Raw genomic sequence first — 22,737 nt, 5'->3', positions numbered from 1 at the left:
TGGCACCGGCGGTGGCGACATATCCTCGTAAAGCAGGCGCGCTTCCTCGGCCGGGCCGCGCCGGCTCCCCGTGCCGAGCACCTTCCAGATGAAGATGCGTCGCTCAAGAGTGATGGTCAGGACGTCGCCGACCCGAACCATATCGGAGGCCTGCGCTGCTTTGTCGCGATTGATGCGGACGCGTCCGGCCACCACCAGCTTCGCGGCAAGCGATCGCGATTTCACCGCACGCGAAAAGAACAGCCATTTGTCGATGCGCTGGCGGGCATCAGTGACCATCGGAGCGAGCGGGGCTTACTTCTTCAGCTGGTCGCGCAACGCGGCGAGCTTGGCGAATGGAGAATCCGGGTCGAAGCGCACAGGACGCTCCTCGCGAGGCTTAGGCTGGAACGCGGGCTTTCCACCTGGCGCGCCACCCTTGCCGTCCTGCCTGCCGCCCTTCCAGTCAGGCCGGCTTTCGCGACGATCGGAACGCTCGCCCTGCGGCTTGCCGTCGCGCCGCTCTCCCGCCTCGCCCTGGGGCTTGGGCTTGAATTTGCTGCGGTCGAAGCGCGGCTTGCCGGCGCCGTCGCGGCGTCCTTCATGGGTGGGCCGGCTGCCTGGAGCGCCGGCCGGTTGTCCGCCGGTGGCATCTGCGGGCGCGTCGCCACGGCCGTCGCGCGCGGCTTGCCCGTTGCGCGGGCGATTGTCCCGTGAATTGTCACGGGGCCGGTTGTCATGGTGGCGGTGGCGCGGGCGCTGGTCGAAGCGGCCCTGCCGCCACAACAGAATGGGTTTTGGTTCCTCGGCCTCTGGAACAGCCTCGCCAGTGGCGGCTTCCGCCGCCGCGGCAGGCTCGGCCGAAACTGCTTCCGTTGCAGGCGAGGTTTCGGAAGCCGGCTCTGCCGGTGCGACCTCAACCTCGGCGGCTTCGGGTTCTGCCTCTGGCTGAGCCGCTGATACCGCAGGCACTTCAGCTGCGGTTTCCGCTGCAGGCAGCTCCTCTTCCGTGACCTCAGCCGGAGTTTCCAGCTGAGGTTCCGCGACAGGCTCCGCTTCGGTTGCGGGTTCCGCGGGAACTTCGGCTGTGGCCTCTGCCGCGGTAGCCGCTTCCGATTCCGAACTCTCGGCCGGCGCCTCGGCGGCTGTGTCCGCAATCGCGGCTTCCACTGCCTTGGCCTGCTCGGCTTGTTCTTGCGCCGCCTGCTTAGCCGCGGCGGCTTCACGCGCGGCATTGTCCTGTGCCTCGAGCCGCGCCTTCACCTCGGCCACCGGCTTCGGCTCGGCGCGATAGCCGAGACCTTTCAAAATCTCTTCCATGTCGTCGGCAGTGGCGCCGAGGATCGACATCATCGGCGGCGTCACCATGAAGGACTGACCGTCATAGGCGCCCTCGGGCCGCTGACCGAGGCCCGGCTTCCAGTTGGTTGCCGGCCGAATCAGATCGGCCAGCCGTTCAAGGATGTCGACGCGCACCGCGCGACGGCCGAGATTGCGGTAGCCGGCCAGCTTGTAGAAGGTCTTGTCGAAGGTGGGATCGATGACCACCGAGGTGCGGCCGGAGGCCAGCGCGTGAACCACGTCGCCAAAGCCGGGCTTGTCCTTGCCGTCGTTCCTCAGGGCCCATAACAGCGTCACCAGTCCGGCCGGGGCCGGCTTGATCAGCGCAGGCACGAAGACGTGGTAGGCGCCGAAGCGCACGCCGAGCCGGCGAAGGGCGGCGCGGCCTTCCTGGTCGAGCGACTTCATCTCCTCGGCGATGTCGCGGCGGTTGATGAGGCCGAAATGCTCGACGAGCTGGAAGGCGATGCCGCGGCCGATGCCGGTGATCTGCTCGGCGTTCTTGAGGTCGACCAGCGGCTTCAGCAAGGACTCGATCTGAAAATTGACGAAGCGCTCGGCGCGCGCCGCGACCTTGTCGCGGGCTGGACCGGTGAGCTGCTCGTCGGCCAGCAGCACAAGGCGCGGCTTCAGCGGCTCGTCGCCTGCGACCAGCGTGCCGATCGGCGCGCCGATCCAGCGCAGCGTGCCGTCGGAGCCGAGCGCGATGTCGCCGTTGGCCGAGGCGCCGAAGCGCTCGGCCCGCGCCTCGAATTCGGCTGCAAGCGCCTTTTGGGCTGCCGTGCGCACCGCCTTGGCGTCCTCGCCGCCGGCGCTCTGGTCGGCGGTGAAGCGGAACCCCTGCAGCTCGCCGACATGGTGGCCTTCGACGAGGACGGTTCCGGTTGGGCTAATTTCGGCTTCAGGCATGGTATTTTCTCTAAGGCGCCGCATGAGGACGGAAGTCCTGCGGTCTACGAAGCGTTTCGTCAACCGCTCATGCAGCGCATCCGACAATCTGTCTTCGATTTCGCGCGTCTTTTCCTGCCAGTGTGCCTGATCGGCCAGCCAGCCGGGCCGGTTGGAGACGAAAGTCCAGGTGCGGATCTGGGCAATCCGGTGCGACAGCGTGTCGATGTCGCCCTCGGTGGTGTCGGCACGGCGGACCTGCTCTGCCATGTAATTCTCGTCGACATGGCCATGCCTGGCAAGGTCCGTGTAGATCGAGGCGATCAGGTCGGCATGCTGGGCCGGCGCGATCTTCCTGTAGTCGGGGAGGGCACAGGCCTCCCACAGCAGCGCCACGCGCCTGGCGTCGGTGGCAAGCGCCCGGATGTCCTCGTCGCGGGACAAATGCTCGAGCGCCTGTGCATCCACTGCCGGCAGCGCACGGGTCAGGCCTTCGACCGGTGCGTTGGTCTCGATGGAGCGCTTCAGCGCATCGAGGCTGGCGAAATCGAAATGCGCGGTGCGCCATTGCAGCACCTTCACCGGGTCGAACTCATGCCCTTCGATCTTCTTGACCAGATCTTCGTCGAGCGGATCGACCTGGCCGGTGACGCCGAAGGTGCCGTCGCGCAAGTGCCGGCCAGCGCGGCCGGCGATCTGGCCGAGCTCGGCCGCCGTCAGGTTGCGATACTGGTAGCCATCGAATTTACGGTTCTGGGCGAAGGCGACATGATCGAGATCGAGGTTTAGGCCCATGCCGATCGCATCGGTGGCGATCAGGTAATCGACATCACCTGACTGGAACAGCGCCACCTGCGCGTTGCGAGTGCGCGGCGATAGCGCGCCGAGCACGACGGCCGCACCGCCCTGCTGGCGGCGGATCAGTTCGGCGATGGCGTAGACCTCGTCGGCGGAAAAGGCGACGATCGCCGTGCGCCGCGGCAGGCGGGTCAGCTTCTTCGAGCCGGCATAGGCGAGATGCGACAGCCGTGGCCGAGTCACCACCGACACGCCCTTCAGCAGACGCTGGAGGATGCCGTGCATGGTGGCCGCGCCCAGCAGCAGCGTCTCCTGACGGCCGCGCAGATGCAGGATGCGGTCGGTGAAGATGTGGCCGCGCTCGAGATCGCCGGCCAGCTGGACCTCGTCGATGGCGACGAAGGCGGCGTCGGTCTGGCGCGGCATAGCTTCCACCGTGCAGACCGAATATCTGGCGCCGTCGGGCTGGATCTTCTCCTCGCCGGTGATGAGCGCCACCTTGTGAGCGCCGACCTTCTCGCAGACGCGTGTATAAACCTCGCGAGCGAGCAGCCTGAGCGGCAGGCCGATAATGCCGCTTTCATGCGCCACCATGCGCTCGATGGCGAGATGGGTCTTACCGGTATTGGTCGGCCCGAGCACGGCAGTCACGTCGCGGCCCGACAGGATCAGCGGCTCAGTGTGTTTCGACTGGATGTTCATCGACCTGGAAATAAGGCTCTCTGCCTCGCGTTGTCGGGAGCGCGCCCCATGGTGGCGCGTGTGACAAGCGACACATAGGGATTTCGGGCGCGAAGCGAAAGCGGAATGTTCCAACGGCAGCTCGAAGGCTCCCGTCTGGTGTTGTCAACCGGTCCTGATTTAACAGTTGGAACGAGTCTGGAACGAATCAGCTACGAATCGCTGACTCTTGCTGATTCAGGTTTTGTTCACGGCTATATCTGGGTTTTTTGCCGGCGAGTCTCACCACATGCTGAATCGCTGAACTGGCCCGATTCATGCAGGGCGGACGTCGTCGTTAACATTTGCCGGTGAACGATCGGCGCAGGCCGGCAGGCGTCACCCAACATTATGAAATTATTGATCTTTCCTAACGCGCCTTAACGGTTCGAGGGGTGTTTTCAGCCTTTGTCGTTAACCTTCCGGTCAAAGCCGGAACGAAACGGCGACGAATCAGCGCTGGCGGAAGTTTCCCCGTTTGTTCACCCCAACATGTTGTGTTGTGAACAGGTTTTCCACCGAGAATCCACAGGCGGGAACAGGGGTTTTGCACAGGCTGCGCGACCGCCGTTAACCTTTGCGTGCCGCTTCGGCACAAATCGGCCTCCCGCAATCGGTCGGCAGCAGTCGTTGCAGGACCAGACTCGGCCACCCGCTGAACGGCAGGTTCAAGATACGTCCTCTCCCACGACATAGCGCTGCAAAGTAGGGCCGATGTTCTGGATGATCTCGTCGTGGGACAGGGCGACGACGGGCGGAAGCCGCAGCAGGTATCGGCACATCGCCAAACCCAGCAACTGGCTCGAAACGAGCCCCGCCCGTCGGCCGGCGTCGGCGGGGTCGGCGACCGCCGCGACCACCGGCCTCACCTGGTTGCCAAATACGTCGCGCAACTTTTCGGCAGCGAGTTCGTTCGACGTCGCCGAACGCAGCAGAATGGCCATGCCAGGACCGCTGGCCGGGCTCTCCCAGATTTCGAGAAAACGCCTGATCAACGTTTCGCCGACGGCGTTTCGGTCGAGCACCCGCAGTGCCGGCAATTGCAAGTCGATTACCGCCGCCCTGGCGAACAGCTCGTCCTTGCTGCGGAAATAGCGGATCACCATGGCCGGATCGATCGAGGCATGCGCGGCGACGTCGCGGATGGAGGCGCCGTCGTAGCCGTGCTCGGCGAACAGAAGCCTCGCGGCCTTAAGGATTTGGGCGCGCGTGCGGTCCGACTTGCTGGGTTTCTTCGGCTGATTCTCGGTCATGAAAATTCATATGCCAACGACCGTTGACAAATGCAATAGGTCCAACTAGAAAGTCAACGATCGTTGACAAATGGAGAGAGAAATGTTGCCCGATACAACAGATACAACAGAAGTCCTGATCATTGGCGCCGGCCCGACCGGCATGGCGCTGTCCATCGTGCTGCACCAGGCCGGTGTCGATCATGTTCTGATCGACAGACTGGCGCAGGGGCTTCAGACCTCGCGGGCTGGCGTCATCCACGCCCAGACGCTGGAATCGCTGGAGCCTCTCGGCGTCACGCAGCGGCTGAGCGAACTTGCGCTGAAGCTGCAGAATTTCGCTATTCGCGACCGCAATCGGGCGCTGCTCAAGCTCGATTTCGGCAAGCTTCCGTCGAGGCATCCCTATTTGATGATGCTGCCTCAGAACCTGACCGAGCAGGTGTTCGCCGAACGGATTGCCGCCCTTGGCGGCGTGGTTCACCGCATGGTCGAGGCCAAGGCGGTCGTTCAGGGCGTTGACGGCGCGCGCGTGACGGTGGTCGAGAACGGCCTCGAGAAACTGATATCGGCGCGCTATGTCGTTGGTGCCGACGGCATGCACAGCCTGGTGCGTAAGTCGACCGGCATCGAGTTCGACGGCGCGGCCTATGACGCTTCGTTCGTACTCGCCGATGTTCGTCTCGACTGGCCGGTTGGGCCGACCGAAGTGTCGCTGTTCTTTGCACCAGCCGGGCTGGTGGTGGTGGCACCGCTTCCGGACGGATCATACCGGGTCGTCGCAACCATGGATGATGCGCCGGAAAAGCCCGAGGTCGCCGACATCCAGGCGCTGCTCGACAGCCGTGGACCGACCAAAAACAGAACCCGGGTGCTCGAGCTGTCGTGGAGTTCGCGTTTTCGCGTGCATCACCGCCTGGTCCGCTCGTACCGCAAGGACCGGTTGTTCCTCATGGGTGATGCCGCGCACGTGCACAGCCCGGCGGGAGGGCAAGGCATGAACACCGGCATCATCGACGCGGTCGTGCTTGGTCAGTTGCTTGGCGACGTGGTGAACGGCGTGCGCCCGGAAGCGGAGCTCGACCTCTACGAAGCGCTGCGGCGTCCTGCGGCCCAAGAGGTGCTTGAATTGGCGGGCACGATGACCGAGATGGCGCTTACCCGCAGTCCGGTGAAGCGGTTCGTCCGCAATCTCGTGCTTTCCGTGCTGAACCTCAACCCATTCCTGAAGCGTCGCATCGCCTTGAAACTGTCAGGCCTCAGCCGGGCGCCGCTTGCCCGCCTGCCCGCACACCTTCGCGCGAGCCAGGTCCGATCGCCCAGACCAAGCCTGCAGCCGAACCAGGGCTGAAGTTTGTCGCCTGACAGCCGCGATTATCCGGGCCAGCGTCGATCTTGCCCGTACCGGCCGCTGGAGTGGCAGATCAATTATCGGCGAGGAGCCGACGCCTCAGGCGATATACTGACCGCCATTGGCTGATATGGTCGAGCCGGTGATGAAGCCGGCATCGTCGGAAGCGAGGAAGACGACGCAGCGTGCGATCTCTTCCGGTTCGCCGAGGCGGCCGACCGGGATCTGCGGAATGACACGCTCGTTGAGCACCTTTTCATCCATCGCCCTGACCATCTCGGTGGCGATGTAGCCGGGGCAGATGACATTGACGGTGATGCCGGCCCGCGCCCCTTCCTGTGCGAGCGCCTTGGTGAAGCCGATGTCGCCGGCCTTCGACGCCGAATAGTTGACCTGGCCGGCCTGTCCCTTCTGGCCGTTGATCGAGGAGATGGTGATGACGCGGCCGAACTTGCGGTCGCGCATGCCGCCCCACAGCGGGTGCGTCATGTTGAAGACGCCCGACAGGTTGGTATCGATGACCTCTTTCCACTGCTCGCGCGTCATCTTGTGGAACATGGCGTCGCGGGTGATGCCGGCATTGTTGACCAGAACGGAAACCGGGCCGAGATCGGCCTCGATCTGCTTGATGCCGGCGGCGCAGGCATCGTAGTCGGCGACCGACCATTTGTAGACCGGGATGCCGGTCATCGCGTTGAATTTTTGCGCCGCTTCGTCATTGCCGGCGTAATTCGCGGCAACCCTGTAGCCGGCGTTTTTCAGTCCGATTGAAATCGCGGCGCCAATACCGCGCGACCCGCCGGTGACGAGTGCTACCTTTGTCATGCTGTCCTCCCCTTTCTTAATTCGTGCGTGGCAGGCGGGGAACGCTCTAACGGCGATTGAGCCCCGTTCGCCACCGACTATTTCACGGCTTGCCTGGTGCATGAACCCCGAAAATCGAAATCGATTTTTCGGAAAGGATTATGCGCAAGCTCAAAGTGCTACAGCGTGCGCGTCCCAAGGGACGCGCGGCGCTGTAGCCTGTCTTCACAGCGCTTCCACGCACATAGCAACGCCCATGCCGCCGCCGATGCACAGCGTGGCGAGGCCTTTCCTGGCATTTCTGCGGCGCATCTCGTAGACCAGCGTGTTGAAGATGCGGGCCCCCGAGGCGCCGACCGGATGGCCGATGGCGATGGCGCCGCCATTGACGTTGACGATGGACGGGTCCCAGCCCATGTCCTTGTTGACGGCGCAGGCCTGCGCGGCGAAGGCCTCGTTGGCCTCGACCAGGTCGAGGTCGCCGACCGACCAGCCGGCCTTGGCCAGCGCCTTGCGCGAGGCGGGGATAGGCCCGGTGCCCATGATCTGCGGGTCGACGCCCGCGGTCGCCCAGGAAACGATGCGCACAAGCGGCGTGATGCCGCGTTTTGCGGCTTCGGCTTCGGTCATCAGCACCACGGCAGCGGCGCCATCGTTGATGCCGGAAGCATTGGCTGCGGTCACGGTGCCTTCCTTGTCGAAGGCGGGCTTGAGCTTGATCATCGCCTCGATCGTGGCGCCGTGGCGGATGTATTCGTCCTGGTCGACAATGGTGTCGCCCTTCTTGCCCTTGACGGTGAAGGCAACGATCTCGTCCTTGAATTTTCCGGCCTTCTGGGCGGCCTCGGCCTTGTTCTGCGAGCCGACGGCGAATGTGTCCTGGTCGTCGCGGGTAATCTGGAACTGCCGGGCAACGTTCTCCGCCGTATTGCCCATGTGGTAGCCGTAGAAGGCATCGGTCAGGCCGTCCTTGATCATGGTGTCGATCAGCTTGAAGTCGCCCATCTTGACGCCGCTGCGCAGGTGCTGCGCATGCGGCGCCATCGACATCGATTCCTGACCGCCGGCGACGATGATTTTTGCATCTCCTATAGCGATCTGCTGCATGCCAAGCGCGATGGCGCGCAGGCCCGAGCCGCAGAGCTGATTGAGGCCCCAGGCGGTCGCTTCCTGCGGCACGCCGGCCGCCATCGCCGCCTGCCGTGCCGGGTTTTGGCCTTGAGCCGCGGTCAGGATCTGGCCGAGGATCACCTCATCGACCTCCTTGCCGTCGACGCCGGCACGGGCGAGCGCTTCCTTGACGGCGACGGCGCCCAGTTCATGGGCCGGTGTGTTGGCAAAGGCGCCGTTGAAGGAACCGACGGGCGTGCGCGCCGCACTGGCGACGACAATGGCATTGGAAGCGGGCATGTTCTTCTCCAGACTTCAGGGGTCGAATTTGAGGCGCGGTTAGGGACTTTTCTTGCCCTTTCCGTGACCCAAGTCAAACCGGAAATGGGCATGCCGCCCATGCGCGGCAAGCAGGTTGCGCGTCGCCATGGAAACAGCCCGCCCGTTGCCGCGCAGCATATTTAGGCTGCCGTGCAGCATTAATCGATCCCGCACTGCACAAACCACTTGGAATTGTGACGCTTTTGCGCATATCCTTGAAAAGCGCAATCGTTACCGGCCGCTTACTCAAGTGCGCCGGTGTCCCGGGAGGATACTGATGGCCGCGAAAGACGAACCGATTATCATCAAGAAATATGCCAATCGCCGCCTCTACAACACCGGCACCAGCACTTATGTGACGCTCGAGGATCTTGCCGACATGGTCAAGAAGGGCGAGGAGTTCACCGTCCAGGACGCCAAAACCGGCGACGACATTACCCATCCTGTGCTGACCCAGATCATCTTCGAGCTGGAGAACAAGGATGGGCAGAACATGCTGCCGATCCCGTTCCTGCGCCAGTTGATCGCCTTTTACGGCGACCAGATGCAGATGATCGTGCCGAGCTTCCTCGAGCAGTCGATGATCGCCTTCTCAAAGGAGCAAGAACGCTTCCGCGAGCAGATGAAGGGTGCCTTGGGCAAGTCGCCGCTGGACATGATGAAGATCGCCACGCCGATCAAGGCGCTGGAAGAGCAGACGCGCCGCAACATGGAGATGTTCCAGAATGCCATGCGCCTGTTCACGCCCTTCCCACCCGCAGGCTCGAATGGTTCGTCTGCGCCGCCGGCAGAGCCGGCCAGGAAAGAAGGGTCGGAAAAACCCGATGACCTTCAGGAGTTGAAGGAACAGATCGCCGCCATGCAGCGCAAGCTCGACACCATGTCGTGATCACTGGCCGGACAAGGTCCGGCCGAAACCATCCTCTGCAGCCTTGTCAGAACATCTCCGCCTCGAATGAGGCAGAGATGCCATCCGGCCCACGCTATTTCGTCGTCACGGTCACCAGGGCGGTAACGGGTTTGCCGTCCACAAGGACGGGCTTGTGATGATCATCGGCAAGCAGGATGCCGATCACGTGCTTGCCGGCGGCATCCGGGCAATGGCCGAAACGAGCCTTGATAAGATCGCCGCCAAGGTCGCTATTCATGCTGTTGTATGGCCTGCCGGGGATGTTGCAACTGTCTCCGTCGGGATCGATCTTCATATGCACGTGGCCGCATTGGCTGTTGTCGCCGCATTTGCCTGCAGGAAGCAGCGTGAGGTTGCTCCTGACGATGACGCCTATCGCCTTTTCCGCATCATTGCCGAGCTCGATGACCGAACCGGCGGCCGGCCAAACAATTTCCAGGGTAGGCCGATCTTCGGCCTGGGCAGACCCGAGCAATAAGGAGAAAGCGAGGGCAGTCGTTGCGATGATGCGATGCATGGTAACCTCCGTTGTTGTGTAATCACCGATTACATATGAATCGCTCCGGAGCAAGAAAATAATCAGTGATTACATTTTGGCCTTGTGCTATTGGAAAGGCATGACCAGCACCACGGATTCCGGCGAAGCCGCCAACCCCAAGCGCTATCATCATGGCAATCTGGTCGAGGCTTTGATCGCTGCAACCATGGAGATCATCGAAGAGCGCGGCGCGGAGCATGTGTCTGTGCGCGAGGCCGCAAAGCGTGCCGGCGTTTCGCCCGGCGCTCCATTCCGGCATTTTCGGTCGAAAACAGCACTGCTGACCGCAGTCGCCGAACAGGCCATGAGCCGGCTGACCGAGGCCGTTGCCGATGCGCAGTCAAAAGCCGACAGTGCAGATCCCATTGCGGCCTTCGAAGCAATCGGACAAGGCTATCTGGAATGGGCGATCAGCAATCCCACGCATTTCCAGATCATCAGTTCTCGAACGCTGATTGATTTCGACGCGTCGGACAATCTTCGTGATCAGAATGAAGCCATTCGCCGGAAGATGATCGACCTGCTGACCCAGGCGCAAAAAAAGGGTCGGCTTTCCCCGGACACCGACTTCGATCATCTGGTGCTTGCCGCACGTGCCTTTGTCTATGGGTTGGCGCGCATGGCGATTGATGGCCATTTTCCGGAGTGGCATCCGTCGGAGCAGCCGTCCCTCGCCGTGCGGAGGGCCCTGCGTCTTTTCATGAGCCAGATGACCATTTCCAAAACGCGGTCTTAGGAACACCCCAAAGAGGCTCCCCGGGATCGCTGACGAAACTGTTTTCACAGGGCCTGTCAGGCGCACAACTTCGACTGAGGCCGGCCTCTTCATGACAAAAATTTCATGTCGTCGCCGATCCGTGCCGCTGTTCTTGCGCGGCACGAGACATATATGCTGCACTGCAATATGCTTCCGTTAGCACCTACCGAAGGATTCCGCCTTGCCCAGCAGAAAAACCGCCATCGTCACCGGGTCTACCTCGGGCATCGGTCTGGCCATCGCCCATGCGCTCGCGGCGGAAGGCTACAACGTCGTCGTCAATTCCTTTTCCGACACGGCCGACGACCGGGCCATCACCGATGCGATCGCCAAACATCACAAGGTGAAGGCCGCCTATATCAAGGCAGACATGTCGAAACCGGCCGAATGCCGGGCGCTGGTTGCGAAGGCAGCCGAAACCTTCGGTTCGGTCGACATACTGGTCAACAATGCCGGCATCCAGCATGTCGCGCCGGTGGAAGAATTTCCGATCGAGAAGTGGGATGCCATCATCGCCATCAATTTGTCGTCGGCCTTCCACACCATCGCCGCCGCCATCCCGCTGATGAGAGAAGCCGGCGGCGGCAGGATCGTCAACATCGCCTCGGCCCACGGGCTGGTCGCCTCGCCGTTCAAGTCGGCCTATGTCGCGGCCAAGCACGGCATCATGGGGCTGACCAAGACCGTCGCTTTGGAGCTGGCGCGCGACAAGATCACCTGCAACGCCATCTGCCCCGGCTATGTGCTGACGCCGCTGGTCGAGGCGCAGATCCCCGACCAGATGAAGGCGAACAAGATGGACCGCGACACGGTGGTCCGCGAGGTCATGCTCGAAAAGCAGCCGACCAAGGAATTCGTCACGGTCGAGCAGGTTGCCGCTGCCGCGGTGTTCCTGTGCTCGGATGCGGCAGCGCAGATCAACGGCACGCATATTTCGGTCGACGGCGGCTGGACCGCCCAGTGAATTTGGGCGCGCAAAACACATCTGGCCGACAAATCAAGGGCAACGCCATGACGACAAACGGCAAGGCGGAGGAGCCTAAGAAGATCAACGTCGCGCTGCAGGGCGGCGGCTCGCACGGCGCCTTTTCCTGGGGCGTGCTCGACCGGCTGCTTGAGGACGGACGGCTCGACATCGCGGCGGTTTCGGGCACCAGCGCCGGCGCCATGAACGCGGTGGCGCTGGCCGACGGCTTCGTCCGCGGCGGCGTCGAGGGCGCGCGGCGGAAACTCGACGATTTCTGGCGCGCAGTGGCGCTGAAGGGGCGGTTCAGCCCGGTGCAACGCATGCCGTGGGACGTGGCCTGGGGCAACTGGTCGATCGAGAATACGCCCGGCTATCTCTTTTTCGACACCATGTCGCGGGTGTTCTCGCCCTATGTCGCCAACCCGCTCGGCCTCAACCCGCTGCGCGACGTGATCGAGCAGGAGATCGATTTCGGCAATGTGCGCGCCTGCAAGTCGATGGAGTTGTTCATCTCCGCGACCAATGTCGAGACAGGGCAGTTGCGCGTCTTTTCCGATGGCGAGATCGACCTCGACACGGTGATGGCGTCGGCCTGCCTGCCGCAGCTGTTCCGCGCCGTCGAGATCAAGGGCGTGCCCTACTGGGACGGCGGCTATGGCGGCAATCCGGCGCTGTTCCCGTTCTTCAAGACGGCTGCCACCGAGGATGTGCTGTTGGTGCAGATCAATCCGGTGGTCCGCGAGGGGACGCCGAGGAGCGCCAACGAAATTCAGAACCGCATCGACGAGATTACCTTCAATGCCGGGCTGCTGCGTGAATTCCGTTCGATCGCCTTCGTCAAGGAACTGATCGCCGCCGGCCGGCTGCCGCATGGCGAATACCGCGACATCCGCATGCACCGGATCGATGCCGACGAGGCGTTCAAGGACCTGTCGGCGTCGTCCAAGGTCAATGCCGAATGGGCGTTCCTGACCTATCTGCGCGACCTTGGCCGCACCGCCGCCAGCGACTGGCTGGAGGAGAATTACGACGCCGTCGGCAAGCGGCCGACGCTTGATCTCTCAGGCGAGCTCGACGACGGCTTCAAGCCGGTGCGTGGTCCGGCACCGGGCCGGCGGGTCAAGGAGTTCCTCGCGGCACGCAAGAAGCCGGAGGCGGCGCGCCGCCAAGCCTGAGGCATTTGGAGACGTCAGCCTTTTTTCAAGGCTAGATCGATCACCCTGATCAGTGCGGCCGCCGCTTGCCGCTGTTCGTCAGGATCGCTGATGCGCGTCTTCATGCCTTCCAGCCCGTCGAGCAGCATGTCGGCCAGCAATTTTGCCGACAGGCCCTTGGCGGTGAGATCGACGCCATTTTCGACGGCCTCGTCCTCGATTGCGGTTGCGACATGCTCGACAAGGCCGCCGCGCCAGCATCCGACCAGATCGGCCACGCTCGATTTCATGTCGAGGAGTTCAGCGCCGTGCGGCGAGGCGTGGACGGTGCGCATCATCGAGATCAGCGCTTCGTCGATGGCCCGCGTCATGCGCTCGGCGAAGGCGCCGTCGCCGGCAAGCGCCGCTTTCGCCTGCTCGATCGAACGGCCAAGCAGCATCATGGCGATGGCGCGGTAGATGTCGGTCTTGTTCTTGAATTGGAGATAGAGCGCCGGCCGCGACATGTCGGCGGCCCGCGCAATGTCATCCATGGTGGTGCGGGCGAAACCATAGGCCAAAAACACCTTCATCGCGCCGTCGAGGATACGGGCGCGTTTGGGGTCTATGTCGGCGATGTCTTCGATCTCGATCATGGTGCAACTTTATCCTGCAAAAGCTCTGTTGACAAAATAACGAAATTTGTCAAGATGTTTGAGGGACGAAGCGAGCGCTTCTCCCTTGGGCTGTGGACGACAACGAAGGGTATCCCCATGCGCCTCACCGTCGACGGGCAGGCATTCGATATCAATGCCGATCCCGAAATGCCGCTGCTGTGGGCGCTGCGGGATCTCATGGGCAAGACCGGGCCGAAGTTCGGCTGCGGCATTGCCGCCTGCGGCGCCTGCACGGTGCATGTCGACGGCCAGCCCGTGCGCTCCTGTTCATTGCCGGTCGGTGAGGTCACTGGCGCGGTCATCACGATCGAAGGCATCGGCACCGAAGGCAGACTGCATCCGGTACAGCAGGCATGGCTGGAAGAGCAGGTCGCCCAGTGCGGCTACTGCCAGGCCGGCCAGATCATGAGCGCGGTGGCGCTGCTCGACGAGGTTGCCGACCCGACCGATGCCGACATCGACAATGCCATGGGCGGCAACCTCTGCCGCTGCGGCACCTACCCGAAGATCCGCGCGGCGATCAGACGAGCGGTCGTCCTCAAGACGGCGGGGATCTGACCATGGCCAGTGTCGGAAAGATCGCCCGCCGCACGTTTCTCATCGGCGCGGCTGCCATCGCAGGCGGCGTCGCCGTCGGCTACTATTACTACCGCAAACCCTATCCGAATCCGCTGGAAGGCGATCTCGTCGCTGATGAAGCGACCTTCAATCCCTATGTGAAGATCGGCGCCGACAACACCATCACCATCGTCGCGCCGCGCGCCGAGATGGGCCAGGGCATCTCGACGACGCTCGCCGCCATGGTTGCCGAAGAGCTCGATGTCGGGCTCGACCAGGTCAAGGTCGAGCACGGCCCGGCCTCCTACGCCTATTACAACTCAGCGATCCTGGAAGAGGGCGGTCCGTTCGCCTTCTTCGACGAAAGCATGACCGCGGAAGTAGTGCGCGCCGGCATGGGCGTGGTCGGAAAATTCCTCGCCCTCCAAGGCACCGGCGGCTCGGCCTCGACGCGCGACGCTTTCCTGAAGATGCGGCAGGCAGGTGCCGCCGCGCGGCAGATGCTGATTGCAGCGGCCGCGCAAAAGCTCGACATAGCTGCCGCCGATCTGGAAACGGCGAATGGCTCGATCCTGCACAAGGCGTCGGGCAAGTCGGTGACCTATGGCGCTGTCGCCGCGACCGCTGCGACGATGGCGCCGCCTGCGGATGTCCGGCTCAAGGACAAAGCTGACTGGAAACTGCTCGGCAAACCGCAAAAACGCATCGACATGCCGGCCAAGGTCACCGGGGCGCCGATCTTCGGCATCGACGTGACGTTGCCGGACATGCTGTACGGGACGATCAAGATGAGCCCGCGCTTCTGGGCCAAGCCGGTCAAGGCGGACCTCTCCAAGGCCGGCAAAATGCCGGGCGTGATCAAGATCGTGCCGATCGAAACGAATTACGGCCACGGCTTCGGCATTATCGCCGAAAACACCTGGGCGGCATTCAAGGCGGCGGAGGCGATCGACGCCGAATGGGCCGATCCCGAATATCCGTTGGACAGCGCCGCCATTTCCGAGGTGCTGAAGCAGGCGCTCAGCACCAAAGGCTCGGTGATGCGCGACGATGGCGATGTCGATACCGCCTTCGCCGACGCGCCGCGCGAAAAGATCGTCGAGGCCGACTATACGGTGCCCTATCTGGCACATGCGACGATGGAGCCGATGAACGCCACGGCGCGGTTGAAGGACGGCGTCCTCGACATCTGGTGCGGCAATCAGGCGCCGACCTTGGTGCGCCAGCTTTGCGCCAGTGTTGTCGGCATCGAGCAGGACAAGGTCAACGTCCACACCACATTCATGGGTGGCGGCTTCGGTCGACGTGTCGAGGTGGATTATGCGCTCTGTGCCGCGCTGATGGCGAAGGAGACCGCAGGCCGGCCGATCAAGGTGATCTGGACGCGCGAGGAGGACATGCGCCACGACGCGTACCGGCCAGCCGCGATCGGCAAATTCCAGGCGCTGCTTGGCGGCGACGGCATGCCGGTCGCCGTCGACATGACAATCGCCTCGCCATCGCTGATAGCCAGCACCTTGCGCCGGCTGTTTCCCTCGATATCGCCGCTCGGCCCCGACAAGTCGATCGTCGACGGAGCCCATAACCAGCCCTATACGATCCCGAACTACCGGGTGACTGGCGTCGCCGCACCCGTCTCCATCCCTGTCGGCTCCTGGCGATCGGTCGGCAGTTCAATCAACGGTTTCTTCCATGAAGGATTTCTGGACGAGATCGCCGTCGCCGGGAAAACCGATCCAGTCGAATTGCGCAAGAAGCTGATGGCTGCCTATCCGGCAGCGGTGAAGGTGGTCGAGAAGGTCGCCGAATTGGCAAAATGGGGTGAGGCGCTGCCCGCCGGCAAGGCCAAGGGCATGGCGTTCACGCTGTCCTTCGGCAGTTGGGTCGGCGAGATTGTCCAGGTCGCCGACACGCCAGCCGGAATCCGCATTGAGAAGGTGTGGATCGCCGCCGATGTCGGCACCGCACTCGATCCTGGCATCATCGAGGCGCAGCTCATCTCCGCCGCCATCTATGGCCTGTCGGCGGCGATGGCTCAGGAAATCAGCTTTGCCGACGGCATGGTCGAACAGTCGAATTTTCACGACTACGATGCCATGCGCATCTCCCAGTGTCCGGCGTTCGAAGTCGCAATACTGGAGAATTTTCACAAGATGGGCGGCGTCGGCGAGGTCGGCACGCCGCCGGCGGCACCGGCACTCGCCAACGCCATCTTCGCACTGACCGGCAAGCGCATCCGGACACTGCCCATGTCGAGGGAGGTGACCTTCGCATGAAACTGGTTTCCACCATGCTGACAGCTGCTGCCACGCTGTTTCGATGGCGCCTTTCCCAACGGCACCGGAAAGCCGAACACAGAACCGATGATGGTCGACGCAACCAAGGGTTTGCCCGAGGAATGCGGTCTACACGGTACTCTTGCATCCGCGTTGCGCCGAGTGCGATGTCGCAGACGAACGGCCGCGCTTGTCCGGCGCGCCTCATGGCGGCGAGCGCGTCCTGCCCAGCGAAGTAATAACCCATCAACTTTTCTGACTATATTGCGGTGCAACTTTGATGTAGAAGCTCGTTCGCCGATCACGGCAAGTTGAACACGGCCTTGCGCGCACCCATATCGGCGACGCGCCGAGTTAGAAGACGCGGCCTGGCCGATTCCCGCGCACTGGAAAAACGATGATGCCGAAATACAGGTTTCACAAGCTTGCAGCCATTGTTGTGCTTGTCGGGTTCGCTGCCTGGATGGTGACGGGCGAGTTCTCGTCCGTCGGGAGCGCGTCTGCCGACAACAAGCCCAAGGCAGGCGAAGTCGAGCAGCCAAACACGGCTGACGCGGGTAAGCCCAAGCCCACTGAGGCAGAACAGCCAAAGGCAGCCTTACGCACCGTCGCGGTCATAACCCCGCCGCGGCGCACCTATGCGCGCGCCATCCGGATTTCCGGACTGACCGAAGCCGATAAGCGCGCGGTCCTGGCGACGCGTGTCGCCGGCGTCATCGACAAGCTGCCGGTCAAGCAGGGACAGCGCGTCAAGACCGGCGACCTCGTGCTGATGTTGGCAGCCGAGGAAAAGCTTTCGGCGGTCAGCAACGCCAAGCAGCTTTTGGTTCAGCGTCAGGCCGAACTCGATGCAGCGTTGCGGCTGATGAAAACCGGCAATCTGCCCAAGCTGCAGCTCGACACGGCCCGCTCCAACCTTACGCTGGCCCAGTCGCACCTGGAAGCCGCGCAGGCCGAGCTCGACCGCAACGAGGTGAAGGCGCCGTTCGACGGCGTCATCGACCGGGTGCCGGTGGAGCTTGGCAGTTCCGTGATGCAGGGCGGTGAGGTGGCGACCATTCTGAAGCTCGATCCGGTAATTGCCCGCGGCGAAGTCAGCGAACGCGATCTCGGCTTTCTGAAGAATGGCGACAAGGCAAATGTACGGTTGGTCAGCGGCCAGAATGTCGAAGGGACCGTGCGCTACATCAGCCGCGACGCCTCCTCCGCCACCCGCACCTTCCGCGTCGAGATCGCAATCCCTAATCCCGAAGGCACCATCCCAGCCGGGATGACGGCCGAGATCGCGCTGAGCGCGCAACCGACCGACGCCGTCATGCTGCCGCGATCGGTGGTCACGCTCGGCGACAAGGGCGATCTCGGCATTCGCGCCGTCGATAAGGACGACAAAGTCGTGTTCTTCCCGATCGACCTCGTCGACGACACGCCAACCGGCCTGGTGCTCGGTGGCATCCCTGCCGATGCGCGCGTCATCGTCGCCGGCCAGGAACTGGTGAAGGAAGGCGAAGTTATCAAGCCGGTCGAGGCCGATCAGGCGACCATTCAGAAGCTGTTGGGCGAAGCGACGGCCGGGACGCAATAATCATGGATATCGTCAAGCTCGCAATCAACAATGCCCGGCTGACCATTTCGGTCCTGATCTTCCTCATCCTTGCGGGTGCGGTCGCATATCAGTCGACGCCGAAGGAAGCGGAACCCGACGTTCCGATTCCGATGATGTATGTCAGCCTGATCTATCAGGGCATCTCGCCTGAGGATTCGGAACGCCTTCTGCTGCGGCCGATGGAAGCCAAGCTGAAGAGCCTCAAGGGTCTCAAGGAGATGCGCTCGGCCGCCTTCCAGGGCGGCGGCTATGTGCTGGTCGAATTCCATCCGCAGACGGATCTGGCGACGGCGTTGCAGGACACACGCAGCAAGGTCCAGGACGGTAAGGCCGACCTGCCGCAGGCAGCCGAGGAGCCTGTGGTTACCGAAGTCAACATCTCCGAGTTCCCCGTCATGGTCGTGACGCTGTCGGGCGAGGTGCCCGAGCGCGTGCTCACGACGGCGGCGCGCGAGTTGCGCGACCGCATCGAGGAGGTGCCCGGCGTGCTGGAAGGCACGCTGCAAGGTGCCCGCGACGACCTCGTCGAAGTCGTCATCGATCCGATGAAACTATCTTCCTACGGGCTTCAGCTCGAGCAGCTGATCGGTGCGGTCGGCGATTCCAACAGTCTTGTCGCTGCCGGCAACATCGAAGGGTCCGAAGGCAAATACGCGATCAAGGTGCCTTCGCTGATCGAGACGCCGGAGGACGTGGCGGCGCTTCCGATCGTCGCCGGCCCCAATGCCGTGGTGCAGGCCAAGGATATCGCCACCGTCCGCTCCACCTTCAAGGACGCCGAGACGGTGACCCGTCTCGACGGTAAGCCGGCGATCGCCATCGAGGTGAAGAAGCGCATCGGCTCCAACCTGATCGACACGATTGCCAAGGTCAGGGAGGTGTCCGACGCCTTCATAAAGACCATGCCGGCAGGCATGCATGTCACCTACACGCAGGACAAGTCGGTCTTCGTCAACCAGTTGCTCGGCGATCTGCAGAACCACGTCGTGATCGCCGTGATCCTGGTGTTCATCGTCATTCTCTACGCGCTGTCGGGCCGGGCCTCGGTGCTGATTGGCCTCGCCATTCCATCGTCTTTCCTGATCGGCATCCTGCTGTTGGCCATGATGGGCTACACGATCAACATGATCGTGCTGTTCAGCCTCATCCTGGCGGTCGGCATGCTGGTCGACGATGCCATTATCGTCACCGAATTCGCCGAGCGGCGCATGAGCGAAGGCATGCCGAAGGCAGAGGCCTTCGAGCTTGCCGCCAAGCGCATGGCCGGTCCGGTCATCGCCGCGACGATGACGCGCATCGCCGCCTTTTCGCCTCTGCTGTTCTGGCCAGGCATCATCGGCGACTTCATGAAATACATGCCGATCACGCTGATTGTCACGCTTTCGGCCTCGATGCTCTATGCGCTGGTCTTTGCGCCGACGCTGGGCGCCTTGTTCGCCAAGGCGCCGCCCCATGACGAGGACGACAACCGTGATGGCTGGTACATGGCCGTGGTCAAGCAGGCGGTGCGCTTTCCCGTCACCGTGCTTCTGCTCACCGTCGCGCTTTTGTTCGGTGTCGGCTTTGCCTATTCGAAATACGGCGCAGGCGTCGAGTTCTTCCCGAATGTCGAGCCTGACTACGGCCTGCTCTATGTGCACGCCCGCGGCAACCTTTCGCTCGCCGAAATGGATGCCTCCACAAAGATCGCCGAGGACCGGCTTCTCGGCTGGCCAGGCGTGAAGTCGGTCTATACCCGTGTCGGCAAGACGCAAGGCGGTGGCCAGGACATACCTGAAGACGTGGTCGGCGTGATCCAATACGAATTCGTCGACTGGCGCGAGCGCAAATCGGCGAATGCGATCCTGGACGAACTGCGCGGCGTCATGGCCGGCATTCCCGGCGTCGACGTCGAGGTTCGCGTGCCCGAGGCCGGCCCGCCCACCGGCAAGCCGATCCAGATCAGGCTTTCGGCCGTCGATCCGAAAGGTCTCGACGACAAGGCGCGCGCGGTCGCCGCCCGCATTGCCAAGGTGTCCGGTGTGATTGACATTTCCGACGGCCTGCCGCCGCCCGGCGTCGACTGGGCGCTTGAGGTCGATCGCGCCAAGGCGGCACAATACGGCATCAGCCCGACCTCGGTCGGAACGGTGGTGCAATTGGTGACGAATGGGCTGAAGCTCAGTGAATACCGGCCAGCCGGGGCGGATGACGCCGTCGACATCAGGCTGCGCCTGCCGGAAGACCGGCGCACACTGTCGGCGCTCGACGATCTCAGGGTGCAGACCTCGCAAGGCTCGGTGCCGATCTCGAATTTCGTCGTGCGCAAGCCGGAGCCGACCGTCGGCATCCTCAACCGCATCGACGGCGCGCGCACGGTGGTCATCCAGGCCAATGTCGCCGCCGGCGAACAGGTCGCTGCTGTCCAGCAGCAGGTCACCCAGGCCGTCGCCGACATGGACCTCGGCAGCGGCATACGCTGGAAGCTCGCAGGCTCGAACGAGGACAGCGCGGAGGCCAGCGCCTTCCTCAGCAAAGCTTTCGGCGCCGCGATCTTCCTGATCTTCATCGTGCTTCTGGCGCAGTTCAACAAGTTCACCAGCGTCTGGCTGGTGCTGTCCTGCGTGGTCATGGCGACAATCGGCGTGTTCCTGGGACTTCTGATAACAGGGGAGACCTTCGGCATCGTCATGTCGGGCATCGGCGTCATCGCGCTGGCCGGCGTGGTGGTGAACAACAACATCGTGCTGATCGACACCTATGACCGGCTGCGGGAAGAGGGCTGGGATAAGGTCGAAGCGGTTCTGCAGACGTGCCGCGAACGCGCGCGCCCCGTCGTGCTGACCGCCGTGTCGGCGATCCTCGGCGTGCTGCCGATCGCCTTCGGCCTCGGCCTCGAAATCTTCCATCACGAGACGACGATCAACGCGCCGTCGACGCAATGGTGGATTTCACTGTCCTCGGCGATCGTCTTCGGCCTGTCCTTCGCCACCGTGCTGACGCTGGTGGTGACGCCGTCGATGCTGATGGTGTTCACCCGGGCCAAGGTCAAGCCCGGCGCACGGCGCGGCTGGCTCAGCCGCTTGTTCGGGCGCGGCAAGGGTGCGATCTCGCCGGAGGAGTCGACACCAGAGCTGGACGCCGAACCGGCGATCGCCTTCCCGAAGGCCGCCGAATAGGCCGATTTTGCTTGGAGTGCCGCGCGTCCATTGGACGCTCAAAGAAGAGGCCGCTCGGGAACAACCGGGCGGCCTTTAGCATTGTAGCGGTATAGTAGCACCTCATGGCGAGGAATCTCTCATGACGCTCAGCACCATTCTCATCATTATTTTGATCCTCATCCTGATCGGCGCAGTGCCGACGTGGCCGCATTCGCGATCCTGGGGCTATGGCCCTTCCGGTATCGTCGGCGTCATTCTGATCGTGCTGCTGGTGCTGCTGTTGATGGGCAGGATCTGAAGCCTTGTGCGTACGGCAAGCCGCGGAGGCCTATCGGCCGCCGCTGCTTCTCCTGATCAGGCATCTTCTGTCAGGCGGCGATCCGGTTGCCTCCTGCACCGGCGGTTGGAATGCCGATGTCGTTCAGGGCATCCGCGATGGCTTTATCCAGCTCCGTATGCGGGATCGTGCCAATGATGCCTTCCAGCCTTGCCGAGGTTAGCTGGTGTGGCTCGAAGCGGAGATAGGACATCGAGACGAGCTCGCGCCACATCGCCACGAACGGGCTGCCGGCGCGCAGCACCCACCACGGCATCGACGTTAGTTTCAGCGTGCGCCCCAGGGCCTGTTCCGCGGCCGCTTTGATCTCCAGATCGGTGACGGCGTGGCCCGGAAAGTTCAGCGCCTCGTAGGAGCCGAGCTTGTTGAGGTTTTCGGTCAATCCGACGAAAGCCTTGGCCAGGTCTGGCAGATAGGCCCATTCATGCACGAGATCGGCCGGTCCGGGGGCCGTATAGACACCCTTGTCCATCTTGGCGGCCACAATCAAATCGAACCACGAGCCGGTGCCGGTGCCACCAAAAAAGTCGCCGGCGCGCAGCAGAATGGTCCGCACGCGGCCCGCTTCAGCCTCGCGGCGAAAGAGGCCTTCCATGGCGACGCGGATGCGGCCCTTTTCGGTCGTCGGGAGAAATGGCGTGTCTTCGGTGATCACCGCCGGCATCGGCGAGCCGTAATTGTAAACGTTGCCTGGAGCGAGGTGCAATGCGTCGTTCGCCCGGCACGCGGCCATGACGTTCTCCGCCATCGGCAGGCACTTGCCCCAGTCGGTGTAGATCGGGTTGAGGCCGTTGAAGATGATGTCGACGCCTTCGGTGGCGCGGATAAGCGCTTCGCGATCAAGGCCATCGCCGGCGACGGCCGTGGCGCCGGTGAGCTCTGCCGGTATCCTGCCGCTGCGGGTGATGGCGCGGACATCGTAGCCAGCGTCGATAAAGGCCTTGGCCACCACGCGGCCGAGCCGGCCATTGGCACCCAGAATTGCGATCTTGGTCATTTTTCGTCTCCGTGTTTGCGTTACGTTCACAATATGATCTGCTCGCAAACGAATGGAAATTGACTGAATTTGGAGATCTGATATTCAGTTCTGAATGGAAATCGACTGGAACCTAATCAAGAGTTTCGTCACCGTGGCGGAAACCGGCAGCCTGTCTGCTGCCGCGCGCAAGCTGGCTGCAAGCCAGCCGACGCTCGGCCGCCATATCGCCGAGCTGGAGCAGGCGCTCGGCGTCACCCTGTTCCGGCGCGGGCGGCGCGGCTATGCGCTGACCGAAGCCGGTAGCACGCTCTATGAACG

The 22,737-nt window shown here is 63.0% G+C and carries 19 protein-coding genes; 12 read left to right on the top strand and 7 right to left on the bottom strand.

Going from position 1 to position 22,737, the window contains the following annotated elements; translation table 11 throughout:
* The 3 genes from EOC93_RS24005 to EOC93_RS23995 all read right to left on the bottom strand — a co-directional run.
* Positions 1-279 (bottom strand): RNA-binding S4 domain-containing protein (locus EOC93_RS24005; protein WP_164759256.1); only part of this gene is annotated, 279 nt, incomplete at its 3' end.
* A gap of 15 nt (positions 280-294) precedes the next feature.
* Positions 295-3,708, bottom strand: coding sequence for a helicase-related protein (locus tag EOC93_RS24000; protein ID WP_095487358.1), 3,414 nt, complete (start codon positions 3,706-3,708; stop codon positions 295-297).
* A 686-nt stretch (positions 3,709-4,394) separates the two neighbouring features.
* Positions 4,395-4,979, bottom strand: coding sequence for a TetR family transcriptional regulator (locus EOC93_RS23995; RefSeq protein ID WP_127205832.1), 585 nt, complete (start codon positions 4,977-4,979; stop codon positions 4,395-4,397).
* A gap of 82 nt (positions 4,980-5,061) precedes the next feature.
* On the opposite strand from EOC93_RS23995, the gene EOC93_RS23990 reads away from it, so the two are divergent.
* Positions 5,062-6,309: an NAD(P)/FAD-dependent oxidoreductase gene (locus EOC93_RS23990; RefSeq protein ID WP_245329982.1), complete on the top strand. Its 1,248-nt coding sequence runs from the start codon at positions 5,062-5,064 to the stop codon at positions 6,307-6,309.
* A gap of 99 nt (positions 6,310-6,408) precedes the next feature.
* On the opposite strand, the gene phbB is transcribed toward EOC93_RS23990, so the two are convergent.
* Both phbB and EOC93_RS23980 read right to left on the bottom strand, forming a co-directional pair.
* Entirely contained in the window at positions 6,409-7,134 is a 726-nt protein-coding gene (gene phbB, locus EOC93_RS23985; RefSeq protein ID WP_095487354.1) for an acetoacetyl-CoA reductase, read from the bottom strand.
* A 204-nt stretch (positions 7,135-7,338) separates the two neighbouring features.
* Entirely contained in the window at positions 7,339-8,523 is a 1,185-nt protein-coding gene (locus tag EOC93_RS23980; RefSeq protein ID WP_095487352.1) for an acetyl-CoA C-acetyltransferase, read from the bottom strand.
* A 298-nt stretch (positions 8,524-8,821) separates the two neighbouring features.
* Between EOC93_RS23980 and phaR the strand changes: the two genes are divergently transcribed.
* The 5 genes from phaR (at position 8,822) to EOC93_RS23955 (ending at position 12,891) form a co-directional block, all read left to right on the top strand.
* Complete coding sequence (phaR, locus tag EOC93_RS23975; protein ID WP_095487350.1) at positions 8,822-9,433, top strand: polyhydroxyalkanoate synthesis repressor PhaR; 612 nt, start codon at positions 8,822-8,824, stop codon at positions 9,431-9,433.
* A gap of 157 nt (positions 9,434-9,590) precedes the next feature.
* Positions 9,591-9,932 (top strand): hypothetical protein, encoded by a 342-nt coding sequence (locus EOC93_RS34225; RefSeq protein WP_164759255.1) that lies wholly within the window; start codon positions 9,591-9,593, stop codon positions 9,930-9,932.
* 139 nt (positions 9,933-10,071) lie between these two features.
* Positions 10,072-10,728, top strand: a complete 657-nt coding sequence (locus EOC93_RS23965; RefSeq protein ID WP_127205830.1) for a TetR/AcrR family transcriptional regulator — start codon at positions 10,072-10,074, stop codon at positions 10,726-10,728.
* Between the two features lie 202 nt (positions 10,729-10,930).
* On the top strand, positions 10,931-11,713 hold the full coding sequence (locus tag EOC93_RS23960; protein WP_095487344.1) for a 3-hydroxybutyrate dehydrogenase: 783 nt from the start codon (positions 10,931-10,933) through the stop codon (positions 11,711-11,713).
* 47 nt (positions 11,714-11,760) lie between these two features.
* A complete protein-coding gene (locus EOC93_RS23955) occupies positions 11,761-12,891 on the top strand; it encodes a patatin-like phospholipase family protein (protein ID WP_095487675.1) in 1,131 nt (376 codons plus the stop codon).
* Positions 12,892-12,905: 14 nt separating this feature from the next.
* Here the strand turns inward: EOC93_RS23955 and EOC93_RS23950 are convergent, their stop codons facing one another.
* Positions 12,906-13,505 carry a TetR/AcrR family transcriptional regulator gene (locus EOC93_RS23950; protein ID WP_095487342.1) on the bottom strand — a complete coding sequence of 200 codons (600 nt, stop codon included), beginning with the start codon at positions 13,503-13,505 and terminating at the stop codon, positions 12,906-12,908.
* Between the two features lie 117 nt (positions 13,506-13,622).
* Between EOC93_RS23950 and EOC93_RS23945 the strand changes: the two genes are divergently transcribed.
* The 5 genes from EOC93_RS23945 to EOC93_RS23925 all read left to right on the top strand — a co-directional run bounded on the left by EOC93_RS23945 (position 13,623) and on the right by EOC93_RS23925 (position 21,401).
* Entirely contained in the window at positions 13,623-14,084 is a 462-nt protein-coding gene (locus EOC93_RS23945; RefSeq protein ID WP_095487340.1) for a (2Fe-2S)-binding protein, read from the top strand.
* A 2-nt stretch (positions 14,085-14,086) separates the two neighbouring features.
* Positions 14,087-16,360, top strand: coding sequence for a xanthine dehydrogenase family protein molybdopterin-binding subunit (locus EOC93_RS23940; RefSeq protein ID WP_127205829.1), 2,274 nt, complete (start codon positions 14,087-14,089; stop codon positions 16,358-16,360).
* A gap of 400 nt (positions 16,361-16,760) precedes the next feature.
* Entirely contained in the window at positions 16,761-17,942 is a 1,182-nt protein-coding gene (locus EOC93_RS23935; protein WP_095487673.1) for an efflux RND transporter periplasmic adaptor subunit, read from the top strand.
* A gap of 2 nt (positions 17,943-17,944) precedes the next feature.
* Positions 17,945-21,121, top strand: coding sequence for an efflux RND transporter permease subunit (locus tag EOC93_RS23930; RefSeq protein WP_127205828.1), 3,177 nt, complete (start codon positions 17,945-17,947; stop codon positions 21,119-21,121).
* Positions 21,122-21,242: 121 nt separating this feature from the next.
* Positions 21,243-21,401 (top strand): DUF3309 family protein, encoded by a 159-nt coding sequence (locus EOC93_RS23925; protein ID WP_077375416.1) that lies wholly within the window; start codon positions 21,243-21,245, stop codon positions 21,399-21,401.
* Between the two features lie 70 nt (positions 21,402-21,471).
* Here EOC93_RS23925 and EOC93_RS23920 read toward each other — a convergent pair whose 3' ends face one another.
* A complete protein-coding gene (locus EOC93_RS23920) occupies positions 21,472-22,437 on the bottom strand; it encodes an NAD-dependent epimerase/dehydratase family protein (RefSeq protein WP_095487334.1) in 966 nt (321 codons plus the stop codon).
* 94 nt (positions 22,438-22,531) lie between these two features.
* Between EOC93_RS23920 and EOC93_RS23915 the strand changes: the two genes are divergently transcribed.
* Positions 22,532-22,737 (top strand): LysR family transcriptional regulator (locus EOC93_RS23915; RefSeq protein WP_164759254.1); only part of this gene is annotated, 206 nt, incomplete at its 3' end.

The organism is Mesorhizobium sp. M6A.T.Ce.TU.002.03.1.1, assembly GCF_003997275.1.
Lineage (GTDB): Bacteria > Pseudomonadota > Alphaproteobacteria > Rhizobiales > Rhizobiaceae > Mesorhizobium > Mesorhizobium mediterraneum.
The sequence above is the reverse complement of the archived record's forward strand: the minus strand, read 5'-3'. Positions and strand labels throughout refer to the sequence as shown.